The organism is Nocardioides sp. Root140, assembly GCF_001426745.1.
Classification (GTDB): domain Bacteria; phylum Actinomycetota; class Actinomycetes; order Propionibacteriales; family Nocardioidaceae; genus Nocardioides.
On sequence record NZ_LMFI01000013.1, the window covers coordinates 21,815 to 39,501 of the forward strand.

Here is a 17,687-nt window from a genome sequence, read left to right on the forward strand (position 1 = left end):
GTCAGGATAGGCGGGATCGTGATCGGTGACCCAACCGAGCCGCGTGGTCGACCGGCCGGGTGGGCCCACCGCGTGGGGAGTCCCTCTCGTCGCGCAGGGCCTGCCGGCCCGGCCACATGCCCAGGCCCAGTCCCACGAGGAGCATGACGAACACCGCACCGATGGAGGGAGCGCCCCACACCCCGGCGGCGCCGAGGAGGAGCGGAGAGGCGAGGCCGCTGAGCCGCGCCGACATGCCCATCGCCCCGAAGCACGCCCACGGCCGCGTGGAGTGCCGCGCTGCCGCGTGCACGTTCAAGGCGGACACGATGATGGCCGAGGAGACCACCGGGCCGGTCAGGGCCACACCGGCGACGACCTGCCAGGGCGAGGTCGCGGTCAACGCGAGCAGTGCGCCGCCCGCGCACAGAGCCACCGCGACCATGAACTCCACGTTGGCGCGGAGCCGTCCACGTCGCGCCAGCAGGGCAGCGCAGACGAGCGCGACGAGCTCCCGGGCGATCAGGCCGAGGCCGGCGGCCGCCGCGTCCGTGCCGTCCAGCGCCGGGAGCACCGACCCGGTGAGCACGAAGACCAGCGGCATCGACATGGCGGGGAGCAACCCCCAGAGCATCGTCCGGGAGCCGGCGGTCTCGCGCCACGCAGCGTGGGCGGCCGCGAGCAGGCGGACTCGGGGCTCGGCCTCACGCACGACGCCGGCGGGCAGCCGGGTGGCACCGAGTGCGAGTAGGGCGCCGCAGCCTCCGACCGCCCACCACAGCGCCGACGGCACCCCGCGGGCGAGTGAGAGGCCGACCACGACAGACGCCGCCAGTGCGCCCAGTCGCTGGACCAGCACGGACAGTCGTTGACCCCTCGCCTGTCGAGCGCCCAACAGGTGGGAGTAGTGGGCGAGGCCGGGGATGTAGATCAGGCTCGAGCACGCCGCGAGCACCAGTGCCACCGGCACGAGGGCCCAGCCGATGTCGCCCAGGGTCAGCATCGCGGCGGCGATCACCACCATGAGCGCGGCCGAGACGGCCACCACCGAGCGCAGGCCGCGATGCGTGGCGACGGACGCGGCGGCTGCGTCGAAGAGCAGCCCGGCTCCCATGTAGACGGTGACCGCCACGGAGGCGATGCCGGCGTCGTCCGCCGTCAGCGGCAGGGCGGTGATGACCAGGGTGTGGAAGGCGAAGTAGAACGAGATGGTGCTGACGACCGGCGCAAAGGTCGCCACGGCTCCCCCGATGCTCGCGTGCCTACCGCTCATGGGTCACGCGGCCGGCAACGTGCAGCGTCTCGGACATGTCCGGCGGAGCCTTTCGGAACAACAGGATCGAACGTGGTGGCCCGGGTCCGCAGGGGCCTGAAGGGCATGACTGGCCCTACACTCGAGCAATATCTGGACTAGGACAAGATCCAGTTTCAGCAATCCGACCAGTCCAGATGGGAGATCGGCATGCCGGCCTCGACGATTCTCGTGAGCGAGGTGTTCGACGGAGTCCCGTCGGTCTTCCCGCTGCACGTGCGGGTCCGCACGATGGTCGAGCAGCTGATCTTCACCGGGTCGTGGCGGGCTGGAGAGCGGATTCCCTCGAGCCGCATGCTGGCCGAGCAGCTCGGCGTCTCCCGCATGACCGTGCAGACCGCGATCGACGAATTGATCGCCGGGGGCTACCTGCGCAGCGCACCGCGCAGCGGCGTCTTCGTGAACACCCACGCGACGGTCGCCGACGCACCCACCGAGTCGGGCGGCGACGTCGCCTGGGCCCGCTGGATCCGGCAACCGGTCACCCCGGGAATCCCCCACCTGCAACGGGTTCCCGAGTGGTGGACCTACCCGTACCCCTTCATCACCGGGCAGCACGACGCCCGCTTCTTCCCCGATCGCCAGTGGCTCTCTGCCGTGCGCAAGTCGTTGGGCGACGACCACCGCCACGCCTCGCTCGACGACAACCTCATCGACGACATGCTCCTGATCGACGAGCTGCGCCGGTCGTTGCTGCCGAGCCGCGGCATCTTCGTCGAACGCGAGAACGTGCTGATCACCCTCGGCGCCCAGGAGGCCCTTGCCCTGCTGGCCGACACCCTGGTCCGGCGCGGCGACCACGTCGTGGTCGAGGATCCCGGCTACGTCGACGCCCGTCACGTGTTCGCGGCCCGCGGGGCCGAGCTGGTGCCGGTGCCCGTCGACGACCAGGGCCTGCGGGTCGACGACCTCACCCGCGAGACGTCCCTCTGCTACACGACGCCGTCACACCAGCACCCCAGCAACGTCACCCTGTCCCCCGACCGCCGGCTCGACCTGATCCGGCGGGCCCGCGACGACGACTTCCTGGTCATCGAGGACGACTACGACAGCGAGCTCTGCTACCGCGGACGCCCGACGCCCGCGATCGCGTCCCACGACCCGCACCGGGTGATCTACCTCGGCTCGATGTCGAAGCTCCTCGCCCCGGGCATCAGGGTCGGCTTCGTGGTCGCGGACCCGTCGCTGATCAGGGCCCTGGCTTGGCGGCGCCGCTACGTCCACCGCCAGGTCCCCGGTGTCACCCAACGCGCACTGGCCCTCTTCATGCGGGACGGCTCGTTCACCAGGTCGCTGCACGCCTACCGGCGTGAGCTCGCCGTCCGTTGGGAGGTCGCGACCGGGACGCTGCACACCCGCTTCCCGGACCAGGTCTTCCCTCCCGGCGGTACGGCGCTGTGGCTGCGACTTCCCGACGGCGCGACGAGCGATCACGTCGTGACTGCCGCACGCGAGCGCGGCATCCTGATCGACCCCGGCGAGCTCTACTTCGCCGACGCCGCGACCGGCTCCGGGTTCGTGCGCGTGGGCTTCTCCTGCATCGACACCGAGCGTGTGCGGCCAGGCCTGCTGGCGTTGCTCGAGGTGATCGAGGAATGCCGCGGTTGAGGGCCGCCGACGCAGTCGACGACGCCCGCCCGGCACCGTACCCACGCCGGATCACCGGACATGTGAAATGCTGGAGGCATGTCCGAAGTGAGCTGGCAGGCCCTCGCCCTGGCCCTGACCGTGTGCGGCGGCCTGTGGACCTGGTACGCCGCACGCAATCGTGGCGCCGCCTCGGCCACCCGCGGCGCCGCGCTGACGCTGCTGCCGGCCGCGGCGTACTTCACCGGCACCCTCGAGATGTTCGGCGAGATCACCTCGTCGGTGGCCGACTGGGCGACCGGCTTCGTGTTCAGCCCCCTGGTGTGGCTGGGCATCCTGCTGGCCGGCACCTCGGTCGTGCTGTTCGGCGTCTCCGGCTGGCTGTCCGCTCGCGGTGAGTCGAGTCCGGGCGAGGAGACGCCGGAGGTCAAGCCGAAGCGCAAGGAGCGCAAGGCACTGCCGCCCTCGTCGCAGAAGGGCGCGCCTGCGATCGACGACGACCTGGCCGACATCGAGGCGATCCTGAAGAAGCGCGGCATCAACTGATGGACGACGGCATCGCCCGCCATCGTCTGCGGGCGCGACTCGACGCGGCCGTCGCCGACCTTCCCGGGCACCTGCGCACACCGGCCATGGTGGTCGACCTCGACGCCTTCGACGCCAACGCGGCCGACCTGGTCCGGCGGGCGTCCGGCACGCCGATCCGGGTGGCCTCCAAGTCCCTGCGGGTGCCCGCACTGCTGCAGCGGGCACTGGCTCGGCCGGGCTTACACGGCGTGCTCGGCTACACCCTGCGCGAGGCCCTGTGGCTGCACGAGAACGGCATCGCCGACGACATCGTGATGGGCTACCCGACCGTCGACCGCGACGCCCTCGGGCGGCTGGTCAGCTCACCGTCCGCAGCCTCGGCGATCACGCTCATGGTCGACTCGGTCGACCACCTCGAGATCATCGACTCGGTGCGCTCGTCGAAGGCGGTGGCGATCCGGATCGCGATCGACGTCGACGCCGGACTGAGGATCAGCGGCCAGCACGTCGGCCCCAAGCGCTCGCCGCTCTACGACACGGCCGCCGTGACCGCGCTGGGCCGGGCGATCGCCGACCGACCCGGATTCACGCTCGTCGGCGTGATGACCTACGAGGGACAGGTCGCCGGTGTGCCCGACGACGTACCGTCGCAGCGCGCGAAGTCGATGATCGTGCGCCGGCTGAAGTCGGCCTCGGTCGAGCAGCTGAAGGTGCGTCGCCACGAGATCAACGCGGCGCTGCGCCAGATCGCGCCGCTGGAGTTCTGGAACGCCGGCGGCTCGGGATCGGTGGAGTCCTCCGCCTCCGACCCGGTCGTCACCGAGGTGGCCGCCGGGTCCGGTCTGCTCGTGCCCGGCCTCTTCGACCACTACCAGTCGTTCACGCCACGTCCGGCGTCGTTCTTCGCGGTTCCCGTCGTACGACGACCGTCCGCGAACGTCGTGACCGTGGCCGGCGGGGGCTTCATCGCCTCCGGACCCACCGGCGCCGACCGTGCACCGATCCCGTGGGCGCCGCCCGGGCTGCACCTGACCGGGCTCGAAGGCGCCGGCGAGGTGCAGACCCCCTTGACCGGGCACCCCGCCTCGCGTCTGAAGATCGGCGAGCTGGTCTGGTTCCGGCACGCCAAGTCGGGCGAGCCGTTCGAGCACACCGACACCGTGCACCTGCTCTCCGGGTCCGCGATCACCGACTCCGTGCCGACCTACCGGGGCACCGGCAACGCCTTCTGATGACCGACGTCGTCGCGGCCGTCCTCGAGCACGCGCGGGCGCGACCGGGTCGGCTCGCCGGCGGTCGCCTGGTCTGCGTCGACGGCCCGGCCGGCTCCGGCAAGACCACGTTGGCGACCGCCCTCGCGGAGGCGGTGCCCGGCGCCGTCGTGCTGCACATGGACGACATGTACGACGGCTGGAGCGGCCTGAACGGCGACACCGGCGCGCGCCTGCACGACCAGGTCGTGGTGCCGCTGGCCGCCGGCGAGACGGGTCACTACCGGCGCTACGACTGGGTCCTGGGCGCCTTCGCGGAGCGACACGACGTGCCGCCGTCGCCGTTGTTGGTGCTGGAGGGTGTCGGCTCGGGCGACCGGGCGTTGGCGCCGTACCGCAGCACGCTGGTCTGGGTCTCCGCGCCCGACGACCTGCGGCTCGAGCGAGGCCTCGCCCGCGACCGTGCCCTGTATGCCCGGGAAGGCGAGCCGTGGGACGAGGCGGGGCACCGGGCGTTGTGGGCCGGCTTCATGGCCGACGAGGCGCGGTTCTTCGCCGCACACGGGCTGCCCGGCACTGCCGACCTGCGGTTCGACGGAACCAGAACCATAGGGTGAGTCCATGGTGATGCCTTCGGGGGAACAGTTCGAGATCAGCGGCGGTGGCTACCGGGCCGTGGTGACGGAGAGCGGCGGCGCGCTGCGGCACCTGTCGTACGACGGCACTCCGCTGGTCGACGGGTTTGACGAGTCGGAGATGGCCTCCGGCGGGCGCGGGCAGCTGCTGATGCCCTGGCCCAACCGGATCGAGGACGGGCAGTACTCCTTCGGCGGCCGGGACCACCAGCTCGCCCTGACCGAGCCCAGGCGCCACAACGCCTCCCACGGCCTGGCCCGGTGGGCGGCCTGGACCCTCGAGGAGCACTCGCCGAACTCGGTGTCGCTGACGCTGCGGGTGATGGCGCAGACCGGCTACCCGTGGGCGGTCGACCTGCACGTGCTCTACGACCTGTCCGCCGACGGGCTCACGGTCACCCAGACCGCCACGAACCTCTCCGACTCGCCCGCGCCCTATGCCTGCGGCGCGCACCCGTATCTGCTCGCGGGTGACGGGCCGATCGACGACTGGGAGCTGACCCTGCCCGCGGCCCGGCGCTCTCTCGTCTCCGCGGACCGCCTGCTGCCGGTCGGCAGCGAGGAGGTGGAGGGCACCGAGCTCGACTTCCGGGTCTCGCGGCCGATCCGGGCCACCGTGCTCAACGACGCGTTCACCGACCTGGTGCGTGACGAGGCCGGCCGTGCGATCGTCGTACTCCAGGGGCCGCAGCGGGGCGTGACCCTCTGGGTCGACGACAACGTGAGGTGGCTGCAGGTCTACTCGGCCGACGACGTGCCCGCGACGGCACGCCGCTCGCTGGCAGTCGAGCCGATGACCGCACAGGCCAACGCGTTCCGGTCGGGTGAGGACCTCACGACCCTCGCTCCGGACGGTGGCGAGCTCTCCGTCTCGTGGGGCATCCGGGCACTCTGAGCCAGTCAGGCACTCAGCCCAACAGCGAACGGATCTCTCGGACCGCCTGCTTGGCGCGGGCGCCGTCGCTGCCCTGGATCGCCATCACCGCACTCGTGGTGCCGTCGGCCAGGTCGAGCATGGCCCACGGTGCCCCGCGCGGCAGGTGGATCGCGACGATCTCGGCCCACTCGTAGAACCGGGTCCGGTAGCCGTTGACGACCAGCAGCCCCTCGCTGGTGGCGACCGCCCTGGCCCGGACCAGCGCGTGGACCAACGACGCCACGAACAGTCCGAGCAGCAGCGCGGTGCCACGCTGGAACAGCGTGAACGTCTCGCGCACCTCGGAGTCGAAGAGGAACCAGGTCGCACCGCACAGCACCAGCAGCATGACGCCGCCCGCGATGCCGGCCATGCGGACGCCCAACGGCCGCCAGGTGTGCGGCAGTGTCAGCTCGGACACGGCCGCGCTCACACCCGACAGGCGTGGATGTCGGTCAGCAGGATGCCGCGGGCACCGATGTCGTAGAGCTCGTCCATCAGCCTCTGGGCGCCGTCGCGGGGCACCATCGCACGCACCGCGACCCACCCTTCGCGATGCAACGGGCTGACCGTCGGGCTCTCGATGCCGGGGGTCAGGTCGACCGCCTTCGAGACGTGCTCGCTGCGGATGTCGTAGTCCATCATCACGTAGGAGCGGGCCACGAGGACGCCCTGAAGACGACGCAGGAACACGTCGAACCCGGCCGGTCGGTCGCCACCGCGGGTGATCAGCACACCCTCGGACTCGAGCACGACCTCTCCGAACGTGGCGAGGCCGGCGGCACGCAGGGTGCTGCCGGTCTCGACGACGTCGGCGATCACGTCGGCGACGCCGAGCTGGATGCTGGTCTCGACGGCTCCGTCGAGGCGGGTCACGGTCGCGTTGATGCCGCGCTTGTCGAGGAACTGCTGCACCACACCGACGTACGACGTGGCGATGCGCTTGCCCTCGAGCTCGGAGGCGTCGGTGAACTGGCCGGCCGGGCCGGCGAAGAAGAACTTCGAACGGCCGAACCCGAGCTGGACCACCTCCTCGGCCTCGGCGCCGGAGTCGAGGAGCAGGTCGCGGCCGGTGATGCCGATGTCGAGTGTGCCCTCGCCGACGTACAACGCGATGTCACGCGGACGCAGGTAGAAGAACTCGACGCCGTTCTCGGCGTCGATGAGGGCGAGTTCCTTGGTGTCGCTGCGCTGGCGGTAGCCGGCCTCACGCAGGATCTCGGTCGCGGACTGGGACAGCGAGCCCTTGTTGGGCACCGCGATCCGGAGGAGCTTCTGGTTGGCGGGCTGCGTCATGTGGGGTTCCTCAGAGGTGTGAGTAGACGTCGTCGAGAGTGATGCCGGTGGCGATCATGAGCACCTGGGCGTGGTAGAGCAGCTGGCTGATCTCCTCGGCTGCTGCGTCCTTGCCCTCATGCTCGGCGGCCATCCAGGACTCCGCGGCCTCCTCCACCAGCTTCTTGCCGATGGCATGGACGCCGGCGTCGAGCTGTCGCACGGTGCCGGATCCCTCAGGTCGGGTCTGGGCCTTCTCGTTGAGCTCGGCCCAGAGTTCCTCGAACGTCTTCACGGTCGACAAGCCTACGGCGTACGACGACCGCGTCCCGCGCCGGTCTCACGAGCGATCACTCGATGATGCCGCGGCGTACCTGCTTGAGGAGCTGGGCGGTGGCCAGCGCCGCGGACGTGGCCTCCCACCCCTTGTCCTCGCGGGAGTCGGCCAACCCCGCGCGGTCGAGGGCCTGCTGCTCGTCGTCACAGGTGAGCAGGCCGAAGCCGACCGCCGTACCGGTGTCGAGGGCGACCCGACCGAGCCCATCGGTGGCTGCGTTGCAGACGAAGTCGAAGTGCGGCGTGCCGCCGCGGATCACGACACCGAGCGCGATCACCGCGTCGTACGTCGTGGCCAGCGCGGCCGCCACCACGGGCAGCTCGAAGGCGCCGGGCACGCGCACGACGGTCGGCGCCTCCACCTGGTGCGCGCGCAGGGCACGGTCGGCACCCTCGAGGAGGCCGTTCATGACCTCCTCGTGCCAGCTCGAGGCGACCACGGCGACTCGCAGGTCGTGGCAGTCGATCGGCTTCTGGTCGGGGGCTCCCGCTCCGCTCACAGCTCTTGTCCTTCCAACGTGTCGTGTCCGTCCAACGTGGGCGCCGGCTCGAGGTCCGGCAGCGCGTGGCCCATACGGTCGCGCTTGGTCATCAGGTAGGCGAGGTTGTGGTCGTTGGGGTGCGGCGTCAGCGGCACCCGCTCGGCCACGGTGATGCCGAAGTCCTCGAGGTTGTTGACCTTGTCAGGGTTGTTGGTCATCAACCGCACCGTGCCGACCCCGAGGTCGCGCAGGATCTGGGTGGCGGTGCCGTAGTGACGCGCGTCGGCGGGCAGCCCGAGGTCGAGGTTGGCGTCGACGGTGTCGCGCCCGCCGTCCTGCAACGCGTACGCCTGCAGCTTGGCGACCAGCCCGATGCCGCGGCCCTCGTGGCCGCGCAGGTAGACGACGATGCCGCGACCCTCGGCCACGATCCGCTCGAGCGCCTCGTCGAGCTGCGGACCGCAGTCGCAGCGGTGGCTGCCGAACACGTCGCCGGTCAGGCACTCCGAGTGCACCCGGGTCAGCACCGGCGCGTCACCGCTGATGTCGCCGTACACCAGGGCGATGTGCTCGCTGTCGTCGATCGTGATGCGGTAGCCGTACCCGGTGAAGTCGCCGAACTTCGTGGGCAGGTCGGTCTCGGCGACGCGCTCGACGAGCACCTCCGTGCGGCGGCGGTAGCGCACGAGGTCCTCGATCGAGATCATCTTCAGGCCATGCTCGTCGGCGAAGGCGCGCAGCTCGGGGGCGCGCTTCATCGTGCCGTCGTCGTTGACCACCTCGACGAGCACGCCGGCCGGGGTCAGCCCGGCCAGCTTGGCCAGGTCGACCGCGGCTTCGGTGTGGCCGCGACGGACCAGGGTGCCGCCCTCGCGGTAGCGCAGGGGGAAGACGTGGCCGGGACGGGTGATCTCCCACGGCTCGGTCGCGGAGTCGGCCAGCACGCGCGCGGTGTGCGCCCGGTCGGCGGCGGAGATGCCGGTGCTCACGCCGTCACGGGCGTCGACCGAGATGGTGTAGGCCGTCCGCAGCTTGTCCTTGTTGTGCGGCGTCATCAACGGGATCTCGAGGCGGTCGAGCATCTCGGCGGGCATCGGCACGCAGATCACGCCGCTCGAGTGGCGGATCGTGAACGCCATCAGCTCCGGGGTGGCCTTGCTGGCCGCGAAGATGATGTCGCCCTCGTTCTCGCGCTCCTCGTCGTCCACGACGACAACTGCCTTGCCGGCCGCGATGTCCGCGATGGCGTCCTCGACACTGTCGAGTCGCACCTTGTCACTCATTGCCTGGTCCTTCATTGGTGCTGTCTCCTTGGTTGATGTAGCCACTGGCCAGCAACTTCTCGACGTGCTTGGCAATGACGTCGGCCTCGAGGTTGACCCGGTCGCCGGGTCCCCGGAAGCCGAGGGTGGTACGCGCCAACGTCTCGGGGATGAGGCTGACGGTGAACGTGTCGCCGTGGGTCTCCACGACGGTGAGGGAGATGCCGTCGACCGTGATGGAGCCCTTGTCGACCAGGTAGCGGCCCATGCCCTCGGGCATCGATATCTCGACGATCTCCCAGTGCTCGCTGGGGGTCCGGCGTACGACGGTGCCTACGCCGTCGACGTGGCCCTGCACGATGTGGCCACCCAGTCGCTTCTCGACGGTGACCGCACGCTCGAGGTTCACCTTGTCGCCCGGCTGTACGCCGAGGAGCGAGGTCTTGTCGAGGGTCTCCTGCATGACGTCGGCGGTCCAGACGGCTCCGTCGTGCTCCACGACCGTCAGGCAGCAGCCGTTGACGGCGATCGAGTCACCGAGGCCGGTGCCGTCGAGCACGACAGCCGAGCGGATGGAGAGGCGAATCGCGTCACCCTGGGACTCGATCGCCTCGATGGTGCCGAGTTCCTCGACGATTCCGGTGAACATTCAGCTCTCCTCTGTGTGTGGTTTCGAGACGCTCGCTGGCGCTCGCTCCTCAACCAACGAACTCGGTGTCATGGTGAGGCGGATGTTGGTCTCGGCGCCGGTGCCGAGCACGGTCACGTCGTCGATCGCGAAGTGCAACGCGTCGGCGATCGTGCTGATTCCGAGGTCGGCCACGGCGTTGCGTCCGGCGCCGAGCAGCATCGGCGCGACGTAGGTGACGACCTCGTCGATCAGCCCGGCCTCGAGGAAGGCGGCGGCCAGGGTCGGCCCGCCCTCGAGGAAGACGTGACGGCGTCCGAGATCGAAGACCTGCTGCAGCGCCTCGCGCGGATCGTGCGTGCGCAGGTGCAGGCTCTCCGCCAAGTCGTTGAAGATCCTCTTCGTCGCCGGGAGGTCGCGCAGCCCCATCACCACACGCAGCGGCTGCGCCTCCACGGGTTGGTCCAGCTCGTCGCGCACCGTCAGCTCGGGGTCGTCGACGTCGACCGTGTTGGCGCCGACCATCATCACGTCGCACTCACCGCGCAGGCGGTGCGTGTCACGTCGGGCCGGCAGTGACGACACCCAGCGGCTGGTGCCGTCGGCAGCGGCGCTGCGGCCGTCGAGGGTGGTCGCGAACTTCCACGTCACGAACGGACGCTGGTGCTCGACGGCGAACGTCCACGCCCGGTTGAGTCGTCGGGCGGCGTCCTCGTGAAGGCCGTACGCGACGTCGACACCGGCTGCCCGCAACGTCTCCGCTCCCCCGGCAGCCACGGGATTCGGGTCGGACTGGGCGAAGACCACCCGACGTACGCCGGCGTCGATGAGGGCCTGGGCGCACGGACCGGTTCGACCGGTGTGGTTGCAGGGCTCGAGGGTGACCACGGCCGTCGTACCGCGGGCAAGGTCACCCGGCGCCTGGCCGGCGGCCTCGGCGAGTGCGGCCGCCTCGGCGTGCGGCGTACCGGCTCCGCGGTGGAAGCCCTCGGCGACCTCGATGCCGTCGTCGTCGAGGAGCACGCATCCGACGCGTGGGTTCGGGCCGAGGGGCACGCCCGGGGTGGCCGCGATCTCGAGCGCACGCAGCATGGCGCGTTGCTCGGCGGCAGAGTATTCGACGGCAGAGTATTCGGTGATCACCCTGGTCATCCGCTTGCCCTCTCGGTCCGGTCGCGGACTCTGGGGCTTGATGCGGGTCGATCGGCAGGGGGTCAACTCGTGCGTGCTGCGCGTCGGACGGCCTCACGCAGAGCATCAACCACTGCGTGCACTTCCCATCCGGACTTTGACCGTCGGTCCAGGAATCTCACCTGGTCAACCGGTCACTGGTTGTGACCGGGTCGCGGACTTCCGGGTGAAACCTCTTCACCCAGTCACCGCCGGCTCGGAATTGCACCGACCCCAGAGCACGCGAGTTGAAAACTCGACGGGAGCAATCCTGCCACACCACCCACGGCGCGCGGATGTGAGCCCGGCCACCAAGACTGCACCCGTCTCCCTTCCGCGACCCGTCGCCAGTTCTTGACGACCCGTCGCCAGTTCTGACTCTCGGGCCGAACTGGCGACAGGTCGACCCGAACTCACGACAGGTCGATCAGAACTGGCGACAGGTCGATGCGGACAGGGTGCAGGGTGAGCTAGCCGGCGGAGGCTTCGGCCTTGGCCTTCAGCTCGCGCACCATGGCGTCGGGGTCCTGGGCGGAGTAGACGGCCGACCCCGCGACGAACACGTCGGCACCGGCCTCGGCGCAACGCTCGATGGTCTCGAGCGAGACCCCGCCGTCGATCTGGAGCCAGGTCTCGAGTCCGTGCTTGTCCATCAGCGCCCGCGCCTTGCGGATCTTGGGCAGGCAGAGGTCGAGGAACTTCTGGCCACCGAAGCCCGGCTCGACGGTCATGATCAGCAGCATGTCGAGCTCGGCGAGGAGGTCCTCGTAGGGCTCGATCGGCGTGGCCGGCTTGAGTGCCATCGACGCGCGGGCGCCCTGGGCCCTGATCTCACGAGCCAGGCGGACGGGTGCCTTGGCCGCTTCGACGTGGAAGGTCACCGAGCCGCAACCGGCTTCGGCGTACGCCGGAGCCCAGCGGTCGGGGTCCTCGATCATCAGGTGCGCGTCCATCGGCAACGGCGTCGACCTGGCCAGCGACTCCACGACCGGCAACCCGAGGGTCAGGTTCGGCACGAAGTGGTTGTCCATGACGTCGACGTGCACCCAGTCGGCACTGCCGATGCGGCGTACCTCGTTGGCCAGGTCGGCAAGGTCGGCGTTCAGGATGCTCGGCGTGATCTGGATACCCACGGGCGGGACTCTATCCCGCGCGCGTCCCCCGGCCCGCCACGGGAGCCCGGCCGCGCACTCGACCGGACGCCGCGCGGGTCGGGAGCGGGTGACCTACGCGTCGCCGACGCGCACCAGGAGCTTGCCGAAGTTGCGTCCGGTGAGAAGTCCGCGGAAGGCCTCGGGCGTCTGGTCGAGGCCGTGGACGACGTCCTCGCGGTAGCGCACCGAGCCGTCGGCGACCCACCCGGCCATGTCACGCAGGAAGTCCTCGTGATGCGTGGGCACGAACTCCTGCTGGATGAACCCGCGGATGGTCAGGCTGAGCGACAGCACCTTCCCCATGAAGGCTGGCAGCTGGTCGGGTCCCTCGGGCACGGAGGTCGCGTTGTAGTTGGCGACCAGGCCGCACACCGGGATGCGGGCGAACGTGTTGAGACGTCGGGCCACGGCCGCGGCCACCGGGCCCCCGACGTTCTCGAAATAGACGTCGATGCCGTCCGGGGTGGCTGCGGCGAGGTCGTCGACGAAGGTCGGCGAGCGGTGGTCGACGGCCGCGTCGAAGCCGAACTCCTCGAGCAGGGCCCGGCACTTCTCGGGTCCGCCTGCGATGCCGACCGCGCGGGCGCCCCTGACCTTCGCGATCTGTCCGACCGCGGAACCGACCGGACCGGTGGCCGCCGCGACGACGACCGTCTCCCCCGCCTTCGGCCTGCCGATCTCGAGGAGTCCGGCGTACGCCGTGAAGCCGGGCATGCCCAGGACGCCGAGAGCGGTCGAGACCGGTGCGGCCTCGGGATCGAGGCGACGAGTCTGACGGGCGTCGACGACGGCGTGGGTCTGCCAGCCGGCGAAGGCGAGCACGAGGTCACCCGGCTGGCGTGCGGATGAACGCGACTCGAGCACCTCGCACACGGTGCCGCCGATCATCACGGCGCCGACCTCGACCGGCTCGGCGTACGACTTGGCGGCGCTCATCCGGCCGCGCATGTAGGGGTCGAGGGAGAGGTAGATCGTGCGCAGCAGGACCTGTCCTTCCTCGAGTGCCGGGAGCTCCTCGTCGACGAACGAGAAGTCGCTGTCCTGGGGCTCACCGACGGGTCGGGACGCAAGGCGGATCTGGGTGGTCTTCACTGTCGCGATGCTACTGACCCAGCAGAAGCAGGACTGCCTTCTCCACCGCGGATTGCGACGCGGATCGGCTGGTGCCGATCACCTCGCCCTGATCGTAGAGGTCGAGCACTCGCGGGTCGACGTACGACGTCCTCGCCACCGTGGGGGTGTTGCCGAGATACTCCGCGACCTCCTCCATGGCCGCACGCACCGCCCGCTTGCGTGAGGCCTTGCTCTCTCCCGGCTCCGGGCTCTGCGCCAGGGCCACCGCGGCCAGCACGGTCGCGTGCCAGGTGCGGAAGTCCTTGGCCGTCACCTCCACTCCCGAGACCTCACGGACGTAGTCGTTGATCGTGGCGGGCTCGAGCCGGTGCCATCGTCGACCGTGCTTGAACGCCATCAGCTCATCGGGCCCACCCCGGCGCGCCCGCAACGCCTTGATCGCCGCGACACACCTGGCGTCGTCGATGGTCACGACGTGCTCGACCCCGGACTTGCCGACGAAGTCGAACGTGGCGACCTCACCGGAGACCCGCACGTGTCGTCGCTCGAGCGTGGTGAGACCGAAGCTGCCGTACTCGTCGGTGTAGACGTCGTTGCCGATCCGGAAGTACCCGAGATCGAGGAGGCGAACGGCCACCGCACAGGCGCGCGCCTCGCTCATCTCGTCGTCCCGGAGATGGCGCGACAGCGCCCTGCGCATCCGCGGCAACGCCCGTCCCAGGGACGTGGTGCGCTCGAACTTCTCGGCGTCACGACGGATCCGCCAGTCCGGGTGGTAGAGGTACTGCCGGCGACCCGCGGCGTCCGTGCCGACCGCCTGCAGGTGGCCGTTGACCACCGGGCAGATCCACACGTCCTGCCAGGCCGGCGGCACTGCGAGGTCCCGAATCCTCTGGGCGTCGTCGTCCGGGAGACGTTCCCCCACCTCGTCGAGATAGACGAACCCGCGGCCGGCCCGGCGCCGGCTCCAGCCGGGATCGTGCGGTGACACCCGTCGAAGTCGCACCCTGGAATCCTCGCCGTCGGGACGTGGATCGCGGAGCCCTCGCACGGCGTACGGGAGGGCTCCGCGATCAGGAGCGGGCCGGGACTCGTTCGGCAGTGCCGCGCGCAAGCAGTGCAGAGTGAGGCGCCAGCCCGTGTGTTGCCTGGACGTCGAAGCCGGTCCGCACTGGCCGATCGGCCCCGACGCGAGAAGCCAGTACCCGGACCGTGCATGCTCATACCGCGCAGTTCCCGACAAATCCGGATCAAGCCGACACCAGTCCGACGAGCGTCATGATCTGGGCGGCCGGGGAACCTGCCGGTGCCAGGAAGGTCAGCTCGGCCCCGGCCCGCTTGGTGCGGGCCAGGAACTCGAAGAGCGACTGCACCCCCGGGCTTGCGAGGTGGGTGACCCCGCTGAGATCGACCGTGGCCGAGGCAGTGCCCGCTCGGGTCGCCTCGTGCAGCGCTGCGTCGAAGACCTCGATGGTCACGCCGTCGATCGGCCCCTTGGCGACCAGGCTCCCCCGCGCAGCGACCGTGTGGAGCTCTCCGTCATGGTCGTCGACCACGGGGGCGACCCGCGGTTCCGGCTCGGACTGGAGCAGCTGCACGGGTCGGGCCAACTTCAGCCGCAGCTCGACCTCCGTTCCGCGCGGGCCCCGGCGGACGTCCATGCTGTCGGCCAGCGCGGCGGCCATCATCAGTCCCCGGCCGTCAGAGACCTCCTCGCGCCACCGGCCGGCGTCGGAGACCGTGACGGTCACCGTCCCGCTGTCGTCCAGCGCGGCGTCGACCCACAGCGGGCGCTCGGCATCTCGCGTGTCATCCGGATAGGCATGTTGGGCCGCGTTCGTGACCAGCTCCGCGAGCGCATGGTCGAGTCCGATGTGGTCGAGGAGGCCCGCACCGATCGCGTCGAGCCAGTCACGCAGCCCGTCGCGGACCGTCGACGCCGAAGCCGTGCTGGCCGACGCGCGGATGGAGTACGTCGCGGGGGCGGGGCTACGCGCTCCCACGATCAGCGCCACGTCGTCTCGTACGTCGCCGGCCGTGCCGGCACCGTTCAGGATGGCCCGGCACACCTCGTCCCCACGCTGGACCGCCGGGCCGGACATCGTCCGGTCGAGTGCCGTCGCCGCCACCTGCAGCAGCTGTGCGTTCGCCAGGTCCAACGACCGTGCGGGGGTGCGCACCAGACCGTCCGTGTAGAGCACCAGCAGGTCGTCCGGCGCCAGCTTGGCCCACCCGGTGTGGAAGTCGCCCCCGGTCCCCAAGGGGCGCCCCTGCTCCGAGGGCAGCATGCGTGCGGGCCGGAAGGGGGTGAGGATCATGGGTGGCAGGTGACCGGCCGTGCCGTACTCGACATGCCCGTTGTCGAGGTCGAGGACGGCGACGCACATCGTGGTGGCGCAGGTCTCCGGATGGTGCTCGGCGTAGGCGTCGACGCTCTCGAGTGCGCCCAGCAGCCCAGCGCCACCCGTGAGACGCTCCCGCAGGATCGCCCGGACCTGGGTGACGGCCAGGGCTGCACCGAAGCCCTGGCCCACCACGTCGGCGACCATGAGCGCGACCCGTCGATGCGGCAGCACGATCGCGTCCATGGTGTCACCGCGGTTGAGCGGTGGCACGTCCGTGAGCAGGTAGCTGCCCGTGAGGACGACGCCGGGCAGGACGGGCAGCCCGGACGGAATCTGGACATCAGTGGGTGTGGTGGGCATGTCGCCCCCTCTGGCCGAGAACGTGCCACTCCATCCCCCTCACGGTATCCAACTGGGGCGTCGGCATGCCCGATCGTCAGGCCTCGATGTCCTCGCGCCCTTCCACGAGACCGCTGCGAAGGTCGCGCATGATGCGACTCAGCAGTCGGGACACCTGGGTCTGGGTGACCCCGAACTCGTCGGCGATCTCCTGCTGGGTGAGCTCGTCGAAGAAGCGCATCCGGAGCAGCTTGCGGTCTCGGGCGGACAGCCTGCGCACCACCGGACGCAGCATCACGCGCGCTTCCGCCGCGGCAGCCTCGTCGGCCTGCGGATCGGGCAGCATGTCGCCCAGACTGGCGCCCACGTCGTCGCCCACGGGGGCGTCGAGCGACGTCGGGGTGAAGCAACCCTCCGCGCGGAGGGCCTCGGACACCTCCTGCTCGGGCACGTCGAGAGCAGCTGCGATCTCGCCGTCGCTCGGCGTACGCCGCCCCTCGCTGCCCAGGCGGTCCCGCTCCTCGATGACCCGCGACTGGAGCTCCTGGATGCGCCGCGGCGGGCGGACCACCCAGCCGTGGTCACGGAAGTAGCGGCGGATCTCCCCCCTGATGCTCGGCACGGCATAGGCGAGGAAGTCGCTCTCGTGCTCCCCGTCGAACTTCTGGACGACGCGCACGAGGGCCGCGTTGGCCACCTGCTCGAGATCTTCGGACGCGATGCCGCGCGACTTGTAGCGCGAGGCGATGCTGCGTGCCACGCACACGTTGGCGAGCACGACGTCCTCGAGCAACCGCGCTCGTTCCTCCGGCGTACTGGCACGCGCGGCGCGCTGGAGAAGACTCGCGGTGAGCTTGCGCCGCTGGTCGCGGGGCAGGTCGTCGAAGGGATTCTTCTGGATGTCAATGCTGGCCATGGCGGCCTCCCGGGGGAATTCGCTCGGGCCTCGCCGTTGACTTCAGCGAGAGGTGTAACCGTGGACCTCGTTGGCATTCGTGATGCTCCGGCAGATGATGCCGTCGCACCGCAACTTAGCGCACGACACCTCGGTTTTCCAGTCCGTGGTTCCGGCACGGCGGCACAGGAGTTTCCCCTGGCCTCATGGGCCCCGGAAGCGGTCGTTGATCAGTGCGGCGCTCGCGTCGGCGGCCGCGCGGCGCGACCGACGGGCCACCTTCTGCATGGCGGCGAGCTCCGCAGGGTGCGCACCGGCGGCGACGAGATGCGGACCCCGGGCGCGCTGCCGAGCCCGCCCGAGACATGCGCCGACCAGGCACCCAGCACCTGCTGCGACGAACGTTGCCCGCTTGCCCATCTCTGCACCTCTCGACCTTGACGACCAGTGGTCGCGGTACCCGAGGCAGCGGGTCCCATGCGAATGCCCGTGACCTTCGTCTGTCAGCAGACCTCACGGCATGCGCTGGACCGGATTGGGTAACGGAAACTGACACAGT

General features: G+C 70.3%; 19 protein-coding genes and 1 riboswitch. Of the genes, 5 read left to right on the forward strand and 14 right to left on the reverse strand.

Annotated elements, in window-relative coordinates; translation table 11 throughout:
- Position 1: 1 nt before the first annotated feature.
- Positions 2 to 1,252 carry a hypothetical protein gene (locus ASD30_RS26760; RefSeq protein WP_156393743.1) on the reverse strand — a complete coding sequence of 417 codons (1,251 nt, stop codon included), beginning with the start codon at positions 1,250 to 1,252 and terminating at the stop codon, positions 2 to 4.
- A 189-nt stretch (positions 1,253 to 1,441) separates the two neighbouring features.
- Here ASD30_RS26760 and pdxR point away from each other — a divergent pair, with 189 nt between their 5' ends.
- From pdxR to ASD30_RS21420, 5 genes are all read left to right on the forward strand, one after another.
- Positions 1,442 to 2,899, forward strand: coding sequence for a MocR-like pyridoxine biosynthesis transcription factor PdxR (pdxR, locus tag ASD30_RS21400; protein WP_056686897.1), 1,458 nt, complete (start codon positions 1,442 to 1,444; stop codon positions 2,897 to 2,899).
- A gap of 78 nt (positions 2,900 to 2,977) precedes the next feature.
- Positions 2,978 to 3,424, forward strand: coding sequence for a hypothetical protein (locus ASD30_RS21405; protein ID WP_056686901.1), 447 nt, complete (start codon positions 2,978 to 2,980; stop codon positions 3,422 to 3,424).
- Complete coding sequence (locus tag ASD30_RS21410; protein ID WP_082564069.1) at positions 3,424 to 4,638, forward strand: amino acid deaminase/aldolase; 1,215 nt, start codon at positions 3,424 to 3,426, stop codon at positions 4,636 to 4,638. Before ASD30_RS21405 ends, ASD30_RS21410 begins: the two co-directional genes overlap by 1 nt.
- Entirely contained in the window at positions 4,638 to 5,234 is a 597-nt protein-coding gene (locus ASD30_RS21415; protein ID WP_056686902.1) for a uridine kinase family protein, read from the forward strand. The genes ASD30_RS21410 and ASD30_RS21415 overlap by 1 nt, the downstream gene beginning before the upstream one ends.
- 4 nt (positions 5,235 to 5,238) lie before the next feature.
- The gene (locus ASD30_RS21420; RefSeq protein WP_056686905.1) at positions 5,239 to 6,147 is read left to right on the forward strand and encodes an aldose 1-epimerase family protein; all 909 of its coding nucleotides are present in this window, start codon (positions 5,239 to 5,241) and stop codon (positions 6,145 to 6,147) included.
- Positions 6,148 to 6,160: 13 nt separating this feature from the next.
- Here the strand turns inward: ASD30_RS21420 and ASD30_RS21425 are convergent, their stop codons facing one another.
- The 13 genes from ASD30_RS21425 to ASD30_RS21485 all read right to left on the reverse strand — a co-directional run bounded on the left by ASD30_RS21425 (position 6,161) and on the right by ASD30_RS21485 (position 17,548).
- Positions 6,161 to 6,589, reverse strand: a complete 429-nt coding sequence (locus ASD30_RS21425; RefSeq protein WP_235532649.1) for a PH domain-containing protein — start codon at positions 6,587 to 6,589, stop codon at positions 6,161 to 6,163.
- Positions 6,590 to 6,597: 8 nt separating this feature from the next.
- Entirely contained in the window at positions 6,598 to 7,464 is an 867-nt protein-coding gene (gene hisG / locus ASD30_RS21430) for an ATP phosphoribosyltransferase (protein WP_056686909.1), read from the reverse strand.
- Positions 7,465 to 7,474: 10 nt separating this feature from the next.
- Complete coding sequence (locus ASD30_RS21435; RefSeq protein ID WP_056687390.1) at positions 7,475 to 7,738, reverse strand: phosphoribosyl-ATP diphosphatase; 264 nt, start codon at positions 7,736 to 7,738, stop codon at positions 7,475 to 7,477.
- Between the two features lie 55 nt (positions 7,739 to 7,793).
- On the reverse strand, positions 7,794 to 8,279 hold the full coding sequence (ribH, locus tag ASD30_RS21440; protein ID WP_056686912.1) for a 6,7-dimethyl-8-ribityllumazine synthase: 486 nt from the start codon (positions 8,277 to 8,279) through the stop codon (positions 7,794 to 7,796).
- The gene (locus tag ASD30_RS21445) at positions 8,276 to 9,544 is read right to left on the reverse strand and encodes a bifunctional 3,4-dihydroxy-2-butanone-4-phosphate synthase/GTP cyclohydrolase II (RefSeq protein WP_056686916.1); all 1,269 of its coding nucleotides are present in this window, start codon (positions 9,542 to 9,544) and stop codon (positions 8,276 to 8,278) included. The genes ribH and ASD30_RS21445 overlap by 4 nt, the downstream gene beginning before the upstream one ends.
- Entirely contained in the window at positions 9,537 to 10,172 is a 636-nt protein-coding gene (locus ASD30_RS21450; protein WP_056686919.1) for a riboflavin synthase, read from the reverse strand. Before ASD30_RS21450 ends, ASD30_RS21445 begins: the two co-directional genes overlap by 8 nt.
- Positions 10,173 to 11,303 (reverse strand): bifunctional diaminohydroxyphosphoribosylaminopyrimidine deaminase/5-amino-6-(5-phosphoribosylamino)uracil reductase RibD, encoded by a 1,131-nt coding sequence (gene ribD, locus ASD30_RS21455; protein WP_056686921.1) that lies wholly within the window; start codon positions 11,301 to 11,303, stop codon positions 10,173 to 10,175.
- Between the two features lie 112 nt (positions 11,304 to 11,415).
- Positions 11,416 to 11,568, reverse strand: a riboswitch (FMN riboswitch).
- A gap of 223 nt (positions 11,569 to 11,791) precedes the next feature.
- Positions 11,792 to 12,454, reverse strand: coding sequence for a ribulose-phosphate 3-epimerase (gene rpe / locus ASD30_RS21460; RefSeq protein WP_056686924.1), 663 nt, complete (start codon positions 12,452 to 12,454; stop codon positions 11,792 to 11,794).
- 93 nt (positions 12,455 to 12,547) lie between these two features.
- Positions 12,548 to 13,567, reverse strand: a complete 1,020-nt coding sequence (locus tag ASD30_RS21465) for an NADP-dependent oxidoreductase (protein ID WP_235532650.1) — start codon at positions 13,565 to 13,567, stop codon at positions 12,548 to 12,550.
- 10 nt (positions 13,568 to 13,577) lie between these two features.
- Positions 13,578 to 14,555 carry a DNA topoisomerase IB gene (locus ASD30_RS21470; RefSeq protein ID WP_056686930.1) on the reverse strand — a complete coding sequence of 326 codons (978 nt, stop codon included), beginning with the start codon at positions 14,553 to 14,555 and terminating at the stop codon, positions 13,578 to 13,580.
- A gap of 244 nt (positions 14,556 to 14,799) precedes the next feature.
- Positions 14,800 to 16,254, reverse strand: coding sequence for a SpoIIE family protein phosphatase (locus ASD30_RS21475; RefSeq protein WP_056686935.1), 1,455 nt, complete (start codon positions 16,252 to 16,254; stop codon positions 14,800 to 14,802).
- Between the two features lie 76 nt (positions 16,255 to 16,330).
- Complete coding sequence (locus ASD30_RS21480) at positions 16,331 to 17,149, reverse strand: sigma-70 family RNA polymerase sigma factor (RefSeq protein ID WP_056686939.1); 819 nt, start codon at positions 17,147 to 17,149, stop codon at positions 16,331 to 16,333.
- A 183-nt stretch (positions 17,150 to 17,332) separates the two neighbouring features.
- A complete protein-coding gene (locus ASD30_RS21485; RefSeq protein ID WP_056686942.1) occupies positions 17,333 to 17,548 on the reverse strand; it encodes a hypothetical protein in 216 nt (71 codons plus the stop codon).
- Positions 17,549 to 17,687: the final 139 nt, after the last annotated feature.